Here is a 19,812-nt window from a genome sequence, read left to right as displayed (position 1 = left end):
GTGCATCCGCTGAGCTTTCTGCTTCTACGGCGAGTGAAGCCAGTGACGCCTCGGCTGAGGCCAGTGCCTCGGCTGTTACGTCAGCACAAACCAGTGCTGAGATTTCGGCCTCTCAAGCCGCTTCGATCTCCGAATCTGACGCCAGTGTCAGTGCCAAGTCCGCTTCTGAAGCCAGTCTGAGTGACGCCATCGCGTCCGCGGAACAGAGCTTAAGCGATGCGCACGACTCGTCTTACGATTCGCAAATTAGTGAGTCGAACGCTAGCCTGAGTGCCCAATCCGTCTCCGACGCCAACGAACAATCGATGATGTCGGCTTCTGATCAAAGCGCAAGTAACGCTAGTCTCAGCCAAGTTTCTAACTCGATTGCTAGTCAGCTGTCCGCAGTCAGTGCTTCCGATGCCAGTGTCAGTGAGACCTCGCAAGCCTTGAACAGTCAGGCTTCCGAACTGAGTCAGTCCGAAGCCTCGATGAGCGATGCTTCGCTGAGCCTGATCTCCGCCAGTGAGGCTTCCCTGAGTGACGTCGCCAGTGCTGCGGCGTCCACGTCGGCTAGCCTGAGCGAACAAGCTCAATCGATCGCCAGTCAAAGTGCTGCGGCTTCGGCCTCAGTTGCCAGTCTGAGTGACCGGTCGGCTAGTGATGCCAGTGTTTGGAATGACAACTCCACCTCCCGGACGGTTTCGCAGGCGAGTCAAAGCACCTCGGCCAGCGTCTCGGCGAGTGCTTCTGCTTCCGATTCCGTCGCTACCAGCGTTGCGAATGCTAGTGCGAGCGAGTCCGCCACGGTTTCGGCCGCAGCGAGTGCTGAGGTTTCGGCTTCGCAAGCTGCTTCGTTATCCGATGCCGATATGAGTCTGAGCCAGAAGTCTACGGACCTGGCCAGTCAAAGTGAGTCCTTGGCTTCGCTGGAACAGAGTATCAGTGATGCCTCGACTTCTGAATACGATTCGCAAATCAGTCAAAGTAACGCCAGTCTCAGTGACCTTTCGGCTTCCAATGTCAGTGAGGTTTCGGCGATTTCCGAATCAGCCCTGAGCCTGAGTAATGCCAGTGTCAGTGCTCACCAGAGTCAACTTGACAGTCAGGCTTCGGCCAACAGTCAAGCCTCGGCGAGTGTGAGTCAGACGGTTGCTTCCGCGGCGAGTCAAGCGTCCGAGTTCTCCACGAGCGAAGCCTCGATGAGTGGGGCGTCTCTGAGTCGCATCTCCGCTAGTGAAGCCTCCTTAAGTGATCAATCAGCTTCCAACTCGGTTTCCGCAAACAGCGTCAGTCAGGTCTCCGAATCGTTAGCAAGCCAGAATTCATTAGCGTCCGCATCTGCCGCTAGTCTGAGCGAACGGTCAGCTAGTGATGCCAGCGTGGCGGCTTCCACGTCCCGGACTGAATCCGCGGCCAGTGCTTCGGCTTCGGCCAGCGAATCCGCGACGGTTTCGGCTTCTGATTCTGCCGACGCCAGTGCTAGTCGCTCCGATGCCGAACAATCGGCTTCCGAGTCGGCCAGTCAAAGTGCTGTTGATTCGGCTGAGGTTTCCGCATCGACATCCGCTTCGGATGCCAGTGTCAGTGCCAAGTCCGTCTCTGAAGCTAGTCTGAGCGAATCCATCGCTTCGTTGGAACACAGCTTAAGTGCGGCGTCCAACTCCGATTACAATTCTCAACTCAGCGAAAGTGCCGCGAGCCTGAGTAATCAATCCGTTTCCGACGCCAACGAGCAATCGATGATGTCCGAATCCGAATTGAGTGCCTCGAACGCCAGCCTGAGCAACGCTTCTGTTTCGACGGCCAGCCAGTTATCTGAAATGAGTCAATCGGATGCCAGTGCTAGTGTCGCTTCCGAGTCTGTCGCCAGTCAGTTGTCGGCGGCCTCGACTTCCGAAGCCTCATTGAGTCAGGTTTCCTTAAGTGAAATTTCGGCCAGTGAAGCCTCGTTGAGTGCCCAGTCGATCAGTAACGTCGATTCCGCTAATAGTTTGAGTGAGTACTCCGAAAGCGTCGCGAGTCAGAACTCCGCAACTTCCGAGTCGGCCGCGAGCCTGAGCGCACATTCATTGTCGAATGATAGTATCCTGTCGGCGAACTCGACGTCGCGGACCTCAACGCAGACCAGCCAAAGCGAATCGGCCGACAACTCGGCTAGCGTTTCGGCTTCTGAATCGGCTAGTGCCAGTGCCAGTCGCTCCGATGCTGAACAATCGGCTTCCGAGTCGGCCAGTCAAAGTGCTGCTGATTCGGCTGAGGTCTCTGCATCGACGTCCGCTTCGGATGCCAGTGTCAGTGCCAAGTCCGTCTCTGAAGCTAGTCTGAGTGAATCCATCGCTTCGTTGGAACACAGCTTAAGTGCGGCGTCCAACTCCGATTACAATTCTCAACTCAGCGAAAGTGCCGCGAGCCTGAGCAACCAATCCGTTTCCGACGCCAACGAGCAATCGATGATGTCCGAATCCGAATTGAGTGCTTCGAATGCTAGCCTGAACAGCTTATCCGCTTCGGCGGCCAGCCAGGTTTCTGCGATGAGTGCTTCTGAAGCCAGTCAAAGTGCGGCTTCCGAATCTCTGAACAGTCAGTTATCCGAATTATCGCAATCCGAAGCCTCGATGAGTGACACGTCCAATAGCTTTGCTTCCGAGAGTCAAGCTTCGGCAGTTGCCTCAGCGAATGCCTCAACCAGCCTCATTGCCAGTCAATTATCCAACGTCTCCGAGAGCGAAGCCTCCCTGAGTCAACAATCGCAAAGCATTGCTAAGTCCGAAGCCAGCTTGACCAGTCAGCTGGAGAGTCAGGCGAGTCAGAGTGCGAGTGCGGCGGCTTCGACGGCCAGTGTCAGTGACCGGTCGGTTTCCGACGCCAGCGTCTTGTCGGCCAACTCGACATCGCGGACTTCAACCGCCGCGAGCCAGAGTGCCTCGGCGAGTGAGTCGGCGATCGCTTCCGCCGATGATTCGGCCAAGGCCAGTGCTAGTCGGTCGGAGGTCGTTCAATCGGCTTCTGAATCGGCCGATACCAGCGCGGCAATTTCCGCGAGTGACTCGGCTTCCATCTCCGTTTCTGACGCCAGTGTCAGCGACAAGTCGGCTTCCATCGCCAGTCAAAGTGAGTCCTTGGCTTCGCTGGAACAGAGTATCAGCGATGCCTCGACTTCCGAGTACGATTCACAGATCAGTCAAAGTAACGCTAGCCTGAGCGACCTATCAGTTTCTAACGCGTCTGAACAATCGATGATCTCTGAATCCGAACAGAGCATGAGTAACGCTAGTGTCAGCGAGCACCTGAACTCCGTCACCAGCCAACTGAACTCGGTCAGTGAGGCCGAGACCAGCCTGAGTGCGGCCAGTCAGTCCGCCGATAGTCAACTCTCTGAAGTTAGCCAATCCGAAGCCTCCATGAGTGATTACTCCGTCAGTGAAGCTTCGAAGAGCACGGCATCCGCCGTTCAATCCGCGGCTGATTCGGCTTCCGTTTCGGCTTCTGATTCCGCTACCGTTTCGACGTCGGATCGTTCCTTGAGTGAGTTGTCTGCAAGCAACTCGGCTTCGGCCAACAGTGTCAGCGCGGATCAGTCCCTGCAGGCTAGTCAAAGTGAAAGCTTAGCGGCTTCCACGGCCAGTCTGAGTGAACGGTCGGTCTCCGACGCCAGCGTCTTGTCGGCGAACTCGACGTCGCGAACTTCCACGGCGGCCAGTCAAAGTGCCTCAGCCAGTGAATCGGCGACGGTCTCCGCGGCTGATTCGGCTAAGGCCAGTGCCAGTGAATCGACGGCTAGTCAATCGGCTTCTACATCGGCCGACACCAGTGCGACGATTTCTGCCAGTGACTCGGCTTCCATCTCCGTTTCCGATGCCAGTGTCAGCGACAAGTCCACGATCGAAGCCAGTCAAAGCGAGTCGTTGGCTTCGCTGGAACAGAGTATCAGCGATGCCTCGACTTCTGAATACGATTCACAGATCAGTCAGAGCAACGCTAGCCTGAGTCAACTCTCGGCTTCTAACGCGTCCGAACAGTCTGTGATTTCCGCATCTGAACAAAGTCTTTCCAATGAAAGCTTGAGTCAACTGTCCGCTTCGACGGCCAGTCAGCTTTCTGATAACAATGCCTCGACGGCCAGCCTGAGCGAAGCCGTGAACTCGCAAGGGAGTCGCTACTCCGAAATGTCGGCTTCCGAAGCCTCGATGAGCGACTTGTCGGTCAGCCTGGTTTCCGTCAGTGATGCCTCCTTGAGTAACGCATCAATCAGCAATAACACGTCCGCTGCCAGCCTGAGTGAACAGGTGGCCAGCGGCGCTAGTCAAAGTGCGGAAGCATCGGCCTCCGCCGCTAGCCTGAGTGAGCGTTCCGCTACCGATGAGAGCCGTTTGTCGGCCAACTCCACGGACCGGACCTCTACGGCGGCTAGCCAAAGTGCGTCGGCGTCGACTTCGGCGAGTGTTTCGGCTTCCGTAGCCACGTCGCAAAGTGACGCTTCGCAGGTCGCCAGTCAATCGGCTGCCGACTCCGCAAGCGATAGCGCGATCGTTTCGGCCAGTCAGTCGGCGTCAATCTCCGAATCTGATGCCAGTGTCAGTGACAAGTCCACGATCGAAGCTAGTCAAAGCGAGTCCTTGGCTTCGCTGGAGAACAGTATCAGCGATGCCTCGACCTCTGAATACGATTCACAGATCAGTGCTTCTAACGATAGCCTGAGCGTTGTTTCGGCTTCGGACGCCAGTGAACAATCGATGATGTCTGTTTCCGAGATCAGTGCCTCTAACGCTAGCCTGAGTGACCACTTGGCTTCCGCAGCCAGCGAAGCCTCGGCAGCTTCCAAATCGCTGGTCAGCGCTAGTGACGCATCGACGTCCATCGCCAGTCAGCTTTCCGAAGTGAGTCAGTCTGAAGCTTCGATGAGTGTCACATCCCAGAGCTTCGCGTCAATGAGCCTGGAATCGTTGAGTCAACTGTCAGCAAGTAATTCCGCTTCCACGAACAGCTTGAATTCACAGATTGTGAGTGGCGCTAGTCAGAGCGCGGTAGCTTCTGCCTCCGCCGCCAGTCTGAGTGACCGGTCGGTTTCCGATGCCAGTGCCGCAGCTTCTACGTCACGGACCACGGCGCAAACGTCGGCTAGTCAATCGGCCAGCGAATCCGCCATGACGTCCAGCTCCGTGGCAAACTCGAACAGTGTCACGTCCGCGACGGCCAGTCAATCGGCTAGCCAGTCGGCCAGTGTCAGTGCTAGCGTTTCGACTAGTCAATGGGATTCCGTCACAGCTTCTCTGAACAGCCTCAGCGAGGTTTCTGAGAGTGAAGCTAGCCAAAGCGATGCCTTGACATCGCTAGAAAATAGCTTGAGTGCCGCTTCCAACTCTGAATACAATTCAGAGTTAAGTGAGAGTGCCGCTAGTCTGAGTGCCCAGTCACAAGTCGAAGCCAGTCAGCAATCGCTGATCTCTGCTTCGCAGCTGAGTCTCTCTAACGCCAGCCTGAGCGCCCAATCGAATTCATTAGCTAGTCAGCAGTCCGCGGTCAGTGCTTCCAATGATAGCCTGAGTGCCGCTTCCGAAGCGGTTGCCAGTCAATTGTCTGAAGCCTCGGTCTCCGAAGCTTCCTTGAGTGACATCTCGACCAGCTTGGCTTCGATGAGTACGGCTTCGGCCAGTGCCTCCGCGAGTGTGTCGGCTTCGACTTCGGCCAAGGTTTCCGCCGCCGTTTCTCAAGCGCTGGATTCCCTGAGCGTCTTGTCGGCATCTAACTCGGCTTCGGCCAACAGCGTCAGCGCCGACTTGTCGGCACAGGCTAGTCAAAGTGCCAGTGTTTCGTTGTCAACTGCCAGTCTGAGTGAACGGTCCTTATCCGACGTCAGTCTCTTGTCGGCCAACTCCGCTTCTCGAACCTCTACGGCGGCTAGCCAAAGTGCTTCCGCGTCGACCTCCGCACAAGCTTCGGCCAGTGAATCGACCGTCGCTAGTGTCAGTCGCTCCACGGCGATCGTTTCGGCGAGTGCCTCGGCGGACGCCAGCGCAGCCATTTCGGCGAGTGAATCAGCATCCATCTCCGTCTCGATGGCCAGTGTCAGCGATAAATCCGCAAGTGAGGCCAGTCTGAGTGATCAGATTGCTTCGCAAATTCAAAGTTTGAGTGCGGAATCTAATTCCGACTTGAATTCCCAAATCAGTGAAAGCAACGCCAGCCTGAGTCAACTCTCGGCTTCCGATGCCACTGAGCAATCAACAATTTCCGCATCTGAACAAAGTCTTTCTAACGAAAGTTTGAGTCAACTGTCCGCTTCGACGGCCAGTCAACTTTCTGATAACAATGCGTCAACGGCTAGCCTGAGCGAAGCACTGAACTCGCAAGGGAGTCGCTACTCCGAAATGTCGGCTTCCGAAGCCTCAATGAGTGGGTTATCCGCTTCCGCTTCGGCCAGCGTCTCGGCGAGTGAATCCGCCGCAAGTTCGGCTAAGTTGTCCGCTAGTGATGCGTCCTTGAGTATCTTGTCCGCTAGCAACTCGGCCTCGGCCAACAGTACCAGCGAACGGGTCGCTTCCACGTCTGAAGTAGAAGCCAGCGTTTCGGCTTCGGCGGCCAGTCTCAGCGATCGGTCCTTGTCCGACGCCAGTGAGTTGTCGGCCAACTCCGAATCCCGGACGTCGATGCAGACCAGTCAAAGCCAGTCGGCCAGTGAGTCGGCGAAGGCTTCGGCGATCGCGTCAGCAACGGCCAGCACCTCAGCCGCAGAGGCGAGTGAAGCTAGCGTTGCCTCGGCTAACCAAAGTGCCAGCGTCTCGACGTCACAAGCCGCTTCCATCGTCGAATCGCTGAACAGTATCAGCGACGCGTCCATCAGTGAAGCCAGCGTCAACGCGTCCATGGCCTCCGTGGAACAGAGTGTCAGTGAAGCTTCCGATTCCTCGTTCAACTCTGAAATCGCTAGCGTCTTGACCAGTCTGAGTGCCCAATCACAGTCTGATGCGAGTCAACAATCGGCCGTTGCCAGTGCCCAATTAAGTGCTTCCAACGCCAGCTTGAGTCAACTGTCCACGGTCATCACTAGTCAACAGGCCTCCGTCTCAACCGCTGAAGCCAGCGTCAGTGCGGCTGCTTCGGCTACGGCGAGTGTCAACTCCGAGATCAGTCAGTCCGAAGCGTCCATGAGTCACCAGTCATTGAGTGAGATTTCCGCCGCCGATAGCAGCATCTTGTCGGCGAACTCGATGTCCAGAAACTCGACGCAAACGAGTCAGAGTCAATCCGCTAGTGAATCAGCCCAGGCTTCGACGTCCACGGCCATCGTGGATAGCACCGCGTCGGCTAATGCCAGTCAAAGTGCCACGACTTCGGCAACGACCAGTGCCTCGATTGTGGCTTCGCAAGTCGCATCCATCTCAACGGATGTCGCTAGCGTCAGCGCCAAGTCAGCTGCTGAAGCCAGTGCTAGTCAACAATTAGCTTCACAAGAACAGAGTTTGAGTGATGCGCACGATTCATCGTACGATTCACAAATCAGCAACAGCAATGCCAGCCTGAGTGAACAATCCGTTTCCGACGCCAACGAGCAATCGATGATGTCCGCATCCGAATTGAGTGTTTCGAACATGAGTCTGAGTCAGTTGTCGCAAGCCACGGTTAGCCAGTTATCGACGGTTTCCACGTCGTTGACCAGCCTAAGTGAAGCGGTCGATTCCTTGACCAGTCGGACCTCCGAAGTGTCGGCTTCTGAAGCCTCGATGAGTGACGCGTCACAGAGCTTAATTTCCGAAACCGAGAACTCCCTGAGCGTCTTATCGGCCAGCAACTCGGCCTCCGCGAACAGCCTGAGTGAACAGGTTGCCAGTGGGGCGAGTCAGAGTGCGGACTTGTCCGCCTCGGTTGCCAGTGTCAGTGACCGGTCGTTGTCCGATGCCAGTGTCTTGTCGGCCAACTCCACGTCTCGGACCTCGTTACAGGCCAGTCAAAGTGAGTCGGCGGTTGAGTCGGCTAAGGCTTCGGCCAGCACCGCAACGGAAGCCAGCTTAGCTTCCGTCACGGCTAGCGAATCGGCCTCGACTTCTGCACGTGAGAGTGCGGCGGTTTCCACTTCCGTTGCTGCCTCGATTGAAGAATCGATGACCAGCCTGAGTGACCGTTCCGCCAGTGAGGCGAGTCAAACCTCGCTGATTGCCTCGCAATCACAGAGTTTGAGTGCCGCTAATGATTCGTCTTACGACTCACAAATCAGTGAGAGTGCCGCCAGTTTGAGTGCGGTCTCGCAAAGCGATGCCAGTGTTCAATCGGTCGTTTCCGTTTCTGAAATGAGCTTGTCGAACCAGAGCTTGAGCCAGCAATCTAACTCGATTGCCAGTCAACAATCCGTGGTTAGTGCTTCGACGGTTAGTCTGAGTGCGGCGAGTCAATCCGCGGATAGTCAATTCTCCGAAGTTTCACGATCCGAAGAATCGATGAGCTTAGCTTCGATGGGTGATTCTCAACGGGCCAGTGTTTCCGCTAGTGTTTCGGCCAGCGAATCGGCCTCAGCTTCGGCGAGTCAATCGGCCAGCGTCTCGGCTGATAACTCCGTATCGGATGCTTCATTAAGTATCTTGTCGGCATCTAACTCGGCTTCGGCCAACAGCTTGAGTCAACAGTTGTCCGCCGATGCCAGCCAGAGTGCCACGGCTTCCGAATCGGCCAACAGCTTAAGCGAACGGTCGGCTTCCGATGCCAGCATCCTGTCCGCGGCCTCCGTCACCCGGACGTCCGCCCAAACGTCGGCCAGTGAATCGGCCGCCGCTTCCGCGAGTGCGTCGACCAGTGCTACCGTCGAATCCGCCGCGAGTGCCTCAACGGCCAGTGTCACGGCTTCGATCAGTGCTAGTCAGAGTGCTAGTGAGTCTGCCGTAGCGTCAATCAGCATCGCCACTTCGGCGGCCAGCCTGAGTCAACAACTGGTCTCCGATGCCAGTCAAGTCTCAGCCTGGACCTCCACGACACAAAGCCTAAGCAACGCCTCAGATTCGTCTTACGATGAGTCGATGACCAGCTTAGCCAACAGCCTGAGTGCTCAATCACAAATTAATGCTAGTGAACAATCGGCCATCGCCGACTCTGAACTGAGCGCGTCGAACGCCAGTCTGAGTGCCTTGTCCGAATCGACCGTTAGTCAATTGACGTCCGTTTCCGTTGCGGAAGCGAGTCAAAGTGCCGCTTCCGTCTCGGCGGGCAGCGTCACCTCCGAAGCTTCGCAGTCTGAAGCCTCGATGAGTAATTGGTCGTTGAGTCAAGTTTCCGCGAGTGCCGACGTTTCCGCCGCAAGTTTGAGCGAACGGATCGACAGCAACGCCAGTGAAACTTCTGAAATTTCTGCCTCTGCTTTGAGTTTGAGTGAACGGTCGGCTTCCGCCGCTAGCGGCTTATCCGCCAACTCCGAATCCCGGAATTCCACCCAAACCAGTGAAAGCGAGTCGGCCAACGTTTCGGCCAGCGAATCGGCTTCCACGTCCGTTCTGACCAGTGAAGCCCAAGCTTCTGCCAGTGCTTCGGCCGCTATCGTGGCCAGCGAGAGCGTCTGGGCTTCGCAAACGGCCTCGGCTGAAATGTCCAAAGCCGTAGCCAGTGTCAGTGCCAAGTCCGATAGTGAAGCCAGTCAGGTTTCCGCTTGGACCTCGACGGCACAGAGCCTAAGCGACGCTTCGGATTCGTCCTATGATGAATCGATGACCAGCTTAGCCAACAGCCTGAGTGCCCAATCGCAAGTCGATGCCAGTGAACAATCCGAAATGGCCGATTCACAACTGAGCGTTTCTAATGCCAGTCTGAGTCAGGTCTCCACGGATATCGTCAGTGAGTTATCGATGGTTTCGGCCAGTGAAGCCAGTCTCAGTGACGCCAACGAATCGTTGACCAGCACCAACTCCGAAGTTTCGGCTTCCGAAGCTTCCCTGAGTGATGGCTCCATCAGTCACGGGTCGATGAGTGTGGCTTCGGCTTCCGACTCCGCCTCGACCTCCGCGAGTGTTTCGGCTGACAATTCCGTTTCGGATGCTTCGTTGAGTACCGTTTCGGCGGCTAACTCCGAATCCGCTAATAGTCTCAGTCAACAATCGCAAAGTGACGCCAGTCAAAGTGCGGCGATGTCTGAATCGGCAGCTAGCCTGAGTGACCGGTCGGCTTCCGACGCCAGCATCTTGTCGGCCAACTCGACTTCCCGGACCTCGGAACAAGCTAGTCAGAGTGCTTCGGCCTCGACTTCAGCTGAACAATCGGCTTCCGACTCCGTCTTAACCAGTCAGTCCCGGTCGATTGCTAGTCAGTCTGCTTCGGTCGTCGCCAGCCAGAGTGCTTCAACGTCGGCCAGCGAGTCCGCTGAGGTTTCGCGGTCAATCGCTAGTGTCAGTCAGACCATTGATTCCGGTGAGAGTCAGGCTTCGGCGTTGACCTCTACGGAACAAAGCGTGAGTGACGCTTCCGACTCCACGTACAACTCCGAACTGAGTCAAAGCGCGGCCAGCTTGAGTACCGCTTCGGCTTCTGCGGCTAGTCAACAATCGCAGATCTCCGAATCGCAATTGAGCGAATCGAACGCCAGCTTGAGTCACGTTTCCGAGTCGTTGATCAGTCAGCACTCCGAGATGTCGGCGAGTGAAGCCAGTCAGAGTGTCGCCTCGACTTCCGCGTTGAGTGTGGCCTCCGCCGCTTCGCAATCCGAAGCTTCGATGAGTGAGAACTCGTTGAGTCAGGTTTCCGCAAGCAACTCGGCTTCTGCCAACAGTAACAGTCAACAATCGTTGAGCATCGCGAGTCAGAATTCGGTGGCTTCCACATCTGCCGCCAGCCTGAGTGACCGGTCGGTTTCCGATGCCAGTGTCGTGGCCTCCACGTCACGAACGGAATCGCAAGCCAGTGCTAGTGAATCGGCAACGACTTCCGCGAGTGCTTCGGCTTCGACTTCCGCCGACCTGAGCGTCAGCCAGAACTCGGTTGATCAGTCCGTTTCCGCGGTTGTCAGTCAAAGTGTTCAGACTTCCGTTGACACGTCGTTGAGTATTTCCACTTCCGACGCCAGTGTCAGTCAGAAGTCCGCGAGTGAAGCTAGTCAGAACTCGGTCATCGCCTCGCAAGAGCAAAGCCTGAGCGCTGAATCGAACTCCGACTACGATTCACAGATTAGTGAAAGCAACGCCAGCCTGAGTGAACAATCACAACACGATGCCAGCGAACAATCCGAGATTGCCGACTCACAACTGAGCATGTCGAATGCCAGCCTGAGTGAACAATCTGCCGGGATCGCCAGCGAGCAATCCGCGATCACGTCTGCTGAAAATAGCACCAGCGTGGTTAGCCAGTCCGCTGCCAGCGTGGCCTCCGAGGCTTCCAACTCCGAAGCTTCCTTGAGTCAGGTTTCGGCGGTCGACTCCGCTAGCGTTTCGGCTAGTGTCGTCGCCAGTCAATCCGCCGTTGTTTCCATGAGTGCGGCTTCTCTGAGTGAACTCTCCGCCAGCGAATCGGCTTCGGCTAACAGTAACAGTCAACAATCCATCAGCGATGCCAGTGTCAGTGCCGAGATCTCCGAGTCCGCAGCTAGTCTGAGTGACCGGTCAATCTCCGATACCAGCATCCTGTCGGCCAACTCCACGTCCCGGACGTCGGAACAAACCAGCGCTAGCGAGTCGGCTTCGACTTCCGCCAGTGTTTCGGCTTCGACCTCCGCACAAACGAGTTCGAGTCAAGCTTCTCAAAGCGAGTCCGCCTCGATCAGTGCCAGTGGTAGTGCTTCGGTTTCCGCATCGCAACAAGCGTCAATCGCTTACTCCACGGCCAGTCTGAGTGATCGGTCCGTTTCACAGGCCAGTGAATTGTCCGCAATCAGTGCCAGTGAAGCTAGTCTCAGTGAGGCGAGTGATTCCTCGTACGCTTCCGAGATTAGCGGTAGTGAAGCTAGCCTGAGTGCCCAATCACAATCGGATGCCAGTGAACAGTCCGTCTTGTCCGTCTCGCAGACCAGCGCGTCGAACGCCAGCCTGAGTGCTCACTCGCAATCCGTTCTCAGCGAACAATCTGAGATGTCGGCTTCCGATGCCAGTGTCAGTGCTGCTTCAAGCTCGATGAGTGGGGTGGCTTCCGAAACCTCACAATCCGAAGCTTCGATGAGTCAAACGTCGACCAGCTTCGCTTCCATGAGTGATGCTTCGCAGAGTCAAGCTTCCGCGAGTGCGTCAACCAGTGTCGTTGTCAGTCAATCCGTTCAGGTTTCTGAGAGTGCGGCTTCTCTGAGTCGGGTTTCGGCAAGCAATTCCGTTTCGGCGGATAGCCTGAGCGAACAATCCGAATCTGCAGCTAGTCAGAGCGCCTCAATTGCGGCCTCGACGGCCAGTCTGAGTGACCGGTCAGTTTCCGATGACAGTATCTTGTCGGCTAACTCGACGTCCCGGACTTCGACGCAAGCGTCACAGAGTGAATCGGCGATTGCTTCGGCCAGTGCTTCTGCGAGTGGGTCGGCTTCGGTCAGTGAATCCACGGCTAGCGCCAGTGCGTCAACGGCTTCCGTTGCCAGTCAGAGCGCCTCAGCCAGTGCTTCCGTTTCCGGCGAAGTCTCCGCTTCAATGGCGAGTCTGAGTGAGCGGTCGGTTTCCGAATCCGTTCAAGGGTCGACGATCAGTGAATCGATGGCCAGTCTGAGTGAAGTCTCGCAATCACAAGCCAGTGATAACTCCTTGATCAGTGCCAGTGAGGGTAGTTTGAGTCAAGCCTCGAACACGTCATTGGATTCACAGATCAGTCAGTCCAACGCTAGTCTGAGTGAGACGTCGCAGTCACAAGCCAGTCAATCGGCTAGCTTGGCAGAATCGACGGCCAGCCTGAGTCAACAATCGCTGTCCGATGCCAGCCATCAGTCCGTCATCTCGACATCACAACAAAGTGAGTCGAATGCCAGTCTGAGTGTTCAATCGACATCGACGGCTAGTCAGATGTCCGCAATTTCGGCTTCCGACTTGAGTGTCAGTGATGCGTCGCAATCGGCGGCCAGTCAGGTTTCCGAGTTGAGTCAATCCGAAGCATCCATGAGTGATCTGTCGGAGAGTCAAACTTCCGTCAGTGAGGCTTCCATCAGTGATGCTTCGAAGAGTCAAGCGTCGGCTGTAGCCAGTGCCAATGCCTCGACGAGCGCCATTGCTAGTCAATCCGCGCGGGTTTCCGAGTCCGAATCCTCGTTGAGTCAACGCTCCATCAGCATTACGGCTTCATTGACCAGCTTGAGTCAACGGTCGCTTAGCGATGCCAGTGTCAGTGCGGTTATCTCCGCATCGACGGCCAGCCTGAGTGATCGGTCGGTTTCCGATGCCAGCATCTTGTCGGCTAACTCGACATCGCGGACGTCCACGCAGACGTCGGCGAGTGAGTCGGCTACGGCTTCCGCTGCCGCATCGGCCTCCGATGCCGCGCAAGCTAGTGCTAGTCAATCAACGTCAGCTCAGTCCGCATCAACGGCGGCCAGTCAGAGTGCCAGTGCTTCGGCCAGTGCCTCGACGGTCACGTCGCAAGCCTTCGATAGCTTGAGTGCCCAATCGCAAAGTGAGGCCAGCGAGTTATCGACCATCAGTGAATCGATGGCCAGCCTGAGCGCAGGATCGACCAGTCAGACGTCAGACATCAGTCAGTCGTTGACCAGCTTGAGTGCCGCTTCGCAATCTGAAGCCGCCGTTCAATCTGAAATCTCCGCTTCGCAGATCAGCGAATCGAATGCCAGTCTGGTATCCGTTTCGAACTCCCTGCAGAGTCAGGTTTCCGAGATGAGTGCTTCTGAAAACAGCGTCAGCGCCGCTTCGGGTGCTACGGCTAGTCAATTGTCTGAAGTCAGTCAATCGGAAGCCTCAATGAGTACCCAGTCGGCCAACACATCCGCTTCGGTGAGTGCTTCGGTTGAAAAGTCCGAGAGTGTGGCTTCCGCCAGTGCCTCGGCTTCAACTTCGGCGATGACTTCGGCCAACGAGTCGGCTAAGACCTCTGCGAGTGTCTCGGCTTCAACTTCAGCGATGGCTTCGGCTAATGAGTCGGCTAAGGCCTCTGCGAGTGCTTCAACTTCGGCTATTGTTTCGGCGAGTGTTTCGGCTGAAACCTCTGCTAGTGAAGCCTCAATGAGTCAAGCTTCAATGAGTCAAGTCTCGATGAGTGAGGCTTCAATGAGTGAAGCTTCGATGAGCGAAGCTGCCAACAGCAACAGCTTGTCGGGTCACGCGGGTGATTCTGGTAATACGGGGAACACCGGCAACTCTGGTGGTTCCGGTAATACTGGGACGACCGGTGGCAGCACAGGGACCACGTCGACCACGACAACCGGCACCTTGAAGACCGGGAGCAGCGCCGATACCATTTCGACTGGCAAGTCGAAGATGATCGGTAAGAGTGTGACCGCCGTCAAGAAGATCGGTTTGTACAAGTCCGCCACCTTCTCTAAGAAGGGTCGGATCGTCTGGTACAAGAAGATGCCACGGGGTCGGCAACCACAATTCGTAATCATCGGCACGGCACGTTCCAAGGGCGGTCGTTTACGCTACAAGGTACGCGACGTCAACCACAAGTCCAAGACGTACGGCTTAGTCGGGTACATTACGGCCCGCAAGGCTTACGTTCACGAGACGTACTACGAGTCGCGGTCACGGGCCAAGACCAAGTACACGTTGAAGACCAAGATCAAGAGTGGCGACTTCGTCCTGAAGAACGGGAAATTGAAGGCCATGACGGTCACGGTCATCAATCCGAAGGGCATCAACGCCTACAAGACGACCAAGCAAACCGGCAAGGTCACGCACTATCGTCAAGGTCAGCAACTGAAGATCAAGCGAGTCGTGCACTACCACTTAACCACGCGCTTCCAGTTAACTAACGGGAAGTACATCACGGCCAACAAGCAATGGGTCAAGACGGGGATCGTCAAGACACCAAAGCACGTGACGGTTAAGCGCGGGGCTAACCTGTATAAGGACCACAACCTTCAGAAGAAGACCGGTCACCACTACAAGGCCAAGACAACCTTGAAGGTTCTTGGTTGGGACTTCTCGGATAATGGCACGTTACGTTACCGGGTTGCCGGGGGTTACATTACCGGGAATTCCGTGTACGTTCGGCGGTCATAGTCGATAAGTCACAGGAGCTTCACAGCTAAAAAAGCGATGAGCATCGTCCGTAAGGGAGCGGTGCTCATCGCTTTTTGGTGGTTGGGATGAAGTTGATCGTGAAGTTAGTCACTAAAGCGCGCTTAAACCCGGTTAACGGGCGATATAACGACGTAGAATGCTAGACGGGTAACTTTACCCACAACTGAAAACGGACCGCGAAAACCTCCATTTTTGAAGGTTTTCGCGGTCCGTTTTTTTAGATTAGGGTTAATCAAAAACGCGATAACGGTTTTTAGTTAGTAATGCGTGGACTTGATCGGTGATTCCGGAGGCCATCCCCACGAGGATCATGATGGACCCCAGGAATAACGAGTAGTTGGCGGCCGGTGCGTAGAACAGTCCCACGATCAAGGGACCCACCCCGATGATTAAGATGAAAACGTTCGAGACGGATGTGAGTAACGAGAAGTGGTGCATAATGTAGCGCTCCGTAGCGTCTCCCGGGGCCACCCCGACGATGTAGTCATCGCTTTCCTTGAGGGACTTGGTCTGCCGGGTCGGCTGAATGTTGATGTACCCAAAGGCGTAGTTTAAGACTAGAAGAACGATGCCGTAGACTAGAATACCCTGGGGCGTTCGATAGGAGAACCAACTGGCGATGAACCGTTGTACGTCGGTCGTTGGGCCAATCGACTGGTTAATGAAGTAGCCCGGAAAGGTAAAGATGGAGCTGGAGAACATGAACGGCATCCCCACGGAGGTGAGTAACTTAATGGGGAGGTATGAGTTGGAGTGTTCCCGGTCCAGCATCGGCCGTTCGATGGGGATGCGCAGCTCGGCGGCGTTGACCAGAACGCTGAGAATCAGGAAGATGAGGCCAATCACGACGGCAATTGTAATGGTGGTGGCCGTCATTTTCAACGGCACCGTGTGGTTGTCCCCAAACCCGCGCATCAGGTTGTTGGGGATGCCCCGAACGATTCCGGGAACGATCAGGGCGACGGAGCTCCCGATCCCGATGGCGGCGTTAAGGTTGGCTAGCCAGGCCACGAACATGGCCCCGGCAATCAGGATCAGCATGGTACCGGCAAAGGTGATATCGATTTGGGTACCGATCAAGTACATGGGGTCCAGTGAGGCCCGCATGAAGTAGACCATCTGAAAGGACTGAATGATGGCCAAAAAAAGGGTCAACAGGTACTTCCAGAAGCTGATCTGGCGAATGGTCATCCGGCCGACCTGCTCGTCGGCGACGGATTGAACGGCCTGCCAGATAATCATGGCACTCATGAAAGGCCCCATACCGACGGAAAAGAGGGCCTGGTTGCTCAGGTTGCTCCCGGTGACGTTGGCAAATAGTTTTAAGAAGGTCACGTTGCTTAAGGCATCTTGGGCGGTACCGGAATCCACGTTGGGTAGCGGCACCACCTGCCCGGCCACGAAGACCGCTAAAATAATGGCTGTCCAGCCAAGGCTGGTAAAAAACTCTCGATAACGATGCACACGAATCACCTTTCTAGCCCCGTCAGGCGTCGAGTTGTTGGGACGGTTACCTAACGAAATGGTCCGCTACCGTTGAAATTCGATGACGGCCCCGAAAAATTTAAAAAATAAACCATTCAGTTAAGGAATGGTTGGTGGAACAGGGGGTGGGGTTAGGTATCACACCACCCATGACCAATTTAATGTCCGATTAATTAACGGTAAGTCGCAAAACGGTGTAAAATTAAGGTAGCGACAACCGGGACGTCCGTACCGACGGAAAACTTAAAAAGTCGTTAGTTGTTGCACAATCTCGTCTGGGTGGGTAACGGTTCGTCAATTTGGGCCGTGATGGTCCGAAAAAGCCCTTCAAGATTGTTGCGCTTCATATGTTAGGACGGTTATAATTATAGCATTATGAGTAAGCAGAAGAAAGATTTGTTAAACCAGGATATCTCTTCTCGGATGCACCTTGAAAAGGGGTACGTCCAGGAGCCACCGGAGAATAAATCCTCGACTGGGAAAGGGTTGAACGTTGCGATTTCAGTCACGATCGCCATTGTGGTGCTCGCCGGAATTTTGTTCCCGTTACTTAATATTTTCCAGTGGTGACCAGCCGGACTAGGGCGGTAACTGTCAGCTAGTTCGCTAAGGGATGACCCGGAGCGTTAACGTTGTCGATTTTAAACCGAATGGAGAAACTCGCTATGAAAAAATGGATTACGGATATCGTGCAGGGACGAACATTTGATGCGACCCGGCAAGCGAAATTAGACATTGCCCGCATTGGGCAGGCGACCGGCTATCAGGTGGCCAACATTTTTCGGTATAACGACGTGGGGGAGTCGGATGAAGCCGTCACGTCGCGCATTGACGGGATTACTGCAGCCGTTTCACCCGGTGACTTTATCGTGTATCAGTATCCGTCCCTCAATAGTGGACGTTTTGAAATGTCGTTCGTGGATCAGATGCACCGGCGGCGAGTCAAGATGGTCTGCCTGATTCACGACTCGGAAACCCTCCGGAATCAGAAGACCCCCGAGTGGATCGACGAGATTGGCTTTTTTAACAAGTGCGACGTGTTGATTGTGCATAACCGCCGGATGGCTGCTCAGTTAAAAAAGGACGGCGTGACCACGCCGATGGTCTGCCAATACTTACTGGATTACCTGGACGATAATCACGATGATGACCGCTACTACACCAAGCCCGAGGATTTCCAGCGGGGCGTGGTCTTAGCCGGCAACATCTTGAAGTCCCGTTACTTAGCGGATTGGAATTTAAAGACGCCGATCACCGTCTTTGGGGTGACCGACGACGAGTTGGACGAAAAGTTGGCAGCGAACCCACAGGTTGACTTTCGCGGCCAACTCTGGCGCTGGGACCTGGTCCAAGCGCTCCCCCGGACGTTCGGTCTGGCTTGGGATAGTGATACGCCGAGTTACCGTTACAACGACTACACCCATTACAACCACCCCCACAAAGTGTCGATGTACCTGTCGCACGGGTTACCGGTGATTGTCTGGCGGCAAGCCGCGGTGGCCGACATCATCGTGCAAAACCACTTGGGGATTGCCATCGACAGTCTCGACGAATTGGACGACGTGGTTCAAAATATCAGCGACGAAGAGATTGCCGACATGATTCACCACGTCAACGAGTTTGGAAAGTTGATTCGGGACGGCTGGTTCACGCGTCAGGCCTTGCAAGCGGCCGAACAGATGCTGGTTTCACCAGATCTGACGATTCCGGTCGATTTACGGATTGATCAGGATCACCCGTTTTCGACTGAGGACTAATCTCGTGAAATTCACGTTGGCGGACTGTTCGCAAAAGAGGCCGGGTGACGTTCGATGATTGCGAGTTAAATTAGAATTTTAGAATGAAAAAATCTGGGACAAAAGTCTCAGATTTTTTGTGTCTCCGAATATTTAGTGTCGAAACGTGCGCCAAAAGGCAGCTGGTTCCGCTTAACCCCGTAAAGTCGCCAGCCAATCCAAGTTCAGGATTGTCCGGCTTACGAACCGTCGTTCATGCTCACCAGCTAACCGCCTTCTGTCCCACTCTTGGGTTTAATCAGGTTAATTTTAGTACTGTTTCCCGGTTTCGTAGACGATTTCCGGTTCGTTTCCGGTCCGTTGATGCTTGTTCAACAGGTCAATCATCGATAGTTCATCGGCGCTCAATTCGAAGTCAAAGACCTGGGCGTTTTCCACGATGCGTTCGGCGTGCTGGGACTTCGGAATCGGTAAGATGCCGTGTTGGAGTTCCCAACGTAAGATGACCTGAGCCACGGACTTTTGGTGGTGGTCACCGATCTTCTTGATCATCGGATCGCCCAAAACGACGCGACGCCCCAGGGGACTCCAGGCCTCGGTCACGATGTGGTTTTCCGTGTCGTGGTCCAATAAGGCTTGCTGATTCAGGTAGGGGTGGTACTCGACTTGGTTGACCACCGGCATTTCCTTGGCCCGGGTGGCTAAGAGTTCGAGGTGGGCGATGGTGTAGTTAGAGACCCCAATCGACCGCACTTTACCATCGGCCTTGAGCTGTTCTAGGGCGCGCCAGGTGTCGAAGAAGTGGGCACGCACCGGCCAGTGGATTAATAAGAGGTCCAGGTAGTCGGTTTGCAGCCGTTTCAGGGACCCGTCGACGGCCTTGAGGGTTTCATCGTAGCCCTGGACAACCTCGGCCACCTTGCTGGTCAGATACAAGTCGGGGCGGGGGAGGTTCAACGTCTGTAAGGTGTTACCGAGAAGGTCCTCGTTGCGGTAGAGCATGGCCGTATCGAAGAGCCGGTAGCCGGCGTCCCACGCGGCCTGAATGGTGGCGTCCATGGTGGCTTGGTCACTGAGTAGGTAGGTCCCAAACCCTAACTTGGGAATTTGGTGTCCGTCGGCGAGGGGCCGGGTTTCGGTGATGCTGGATAATGTCATGAAGATGTCCTCCTTAGCGGGCAAGCCCGTTATTGCTGTTGGGCGTCGAGGCGCCTAATAACCTAAGTTTAGATGATGATCGGTTAAATGACAACGCTTACTCTAACGCTGTCTAGTGTCGCCGAAACTGGTCGTAGAGGTTGACACTGGCCTCGAAGAGCATCCCCGCGGTCATCAGCCACATGGCCAGCATGGTTTGCTGCGCCAACATACAACCTAACAAGACTAGATATAGGATAAATAAAATCAATGATGTTGATTTATGTGCCATGAAAAGTTCCTCCCTCATTCATCGTTTCCCTCTCCATTTAACCACTCTGGGGCCG

5 protein-coding genes are annotated in these 19,812 nt (G+C 55.2%); 2 read left to right on the top strand and 3 right to left on the bottom strand.

All coding sequences use genetic code 11. The features are described 5' to 3' along the window. The coding region (locus RI501_RS12490) for a DUF5776 domain-containing protein (protein ID WP_313823086.1) at positions 1 to 15,086 on the top strand (15,086 nt) is incomplete at its 5' end. A 249-nt stretch (positions 15,087 to 15,335) separates the two neighbouring features. Here the strand turns inward: RI501_RS12490 and secY2 are convergent. Further along, positions 15,336 to 16,571 (bottom strand): accessory Sec system protein translocase subunit SecY2, encoded by a 1,236-nt coding sequence (gene secY2 / locus RI501_RS12485; RefSeq protein ID WP_313823084.1) that lies wholly within the window; start codon positions 16,569 to 16,571, stop codon positions 15,336 to 15,338. A 686-nt stretch (positions 16,572 to 17,257) separates the two neighbouring features. Between secY2 and RI501_RS12480 the strand changes: the two genes are divergently transcribed. After that, a complete protein-coding gene (locus RI501_RS12480) occupies positions 17,258 to 18,349 on the top strand; it encodes a hypothetical protein (RefSeq protein ID WP_313823082.1) in 1,092 nt (363 codons plus the stop codon). Between the two features lie 288 nt (positions 18,350 to 18,637). On the opposite strand, the gene RI501_RS12475 is transcribed toward RI501_RS12480, so the two are convergent. Together RI501_RS12475 and RI501_RS12470 are read right to left on the bottom strand one after the other, a co-directional pair. Beyond that, complete coding sequence (locus tag RI501_RS12475) at positions 18,638 to 19,486, bottom strand: aldo/keto reductase (RefSeq protein WP_313823078.1); 849 nt, start codon at positions 19,484 to 19,486, stop codon at positions 18,638 to 18,640. Between the two features lie 112 nt (positions 19,487 to 19,598). After that, positions 19,599 to 19,757, bottom strand: coding sequence for a hypothetical protein (locus RI501_RS12470; protein ID WP_313823076.1), 159 nt, complete (start codon positions 19,755 to 19,757; stop codon positions 19,599 to 19,601). Positions 19,758 to 19,812: the final 55 nt, after the last annotated feature.

It is taken from the genome of Levilactobacillus zymae, from assembly GCF_032190635.1.
Taxonomy (GTDB): domain Bacteria; phylum Bacillota; class Bacilli; order Lactobacillales; family Lactobacillaceae; genus Levilactobacillus; species Levilactobacillus zymae_A.
The sequence above is the reverse complement of the archived record's forward strand: the minus strand, read 5'-3'. Positions and strand labels throughout refer to the sequence as shown.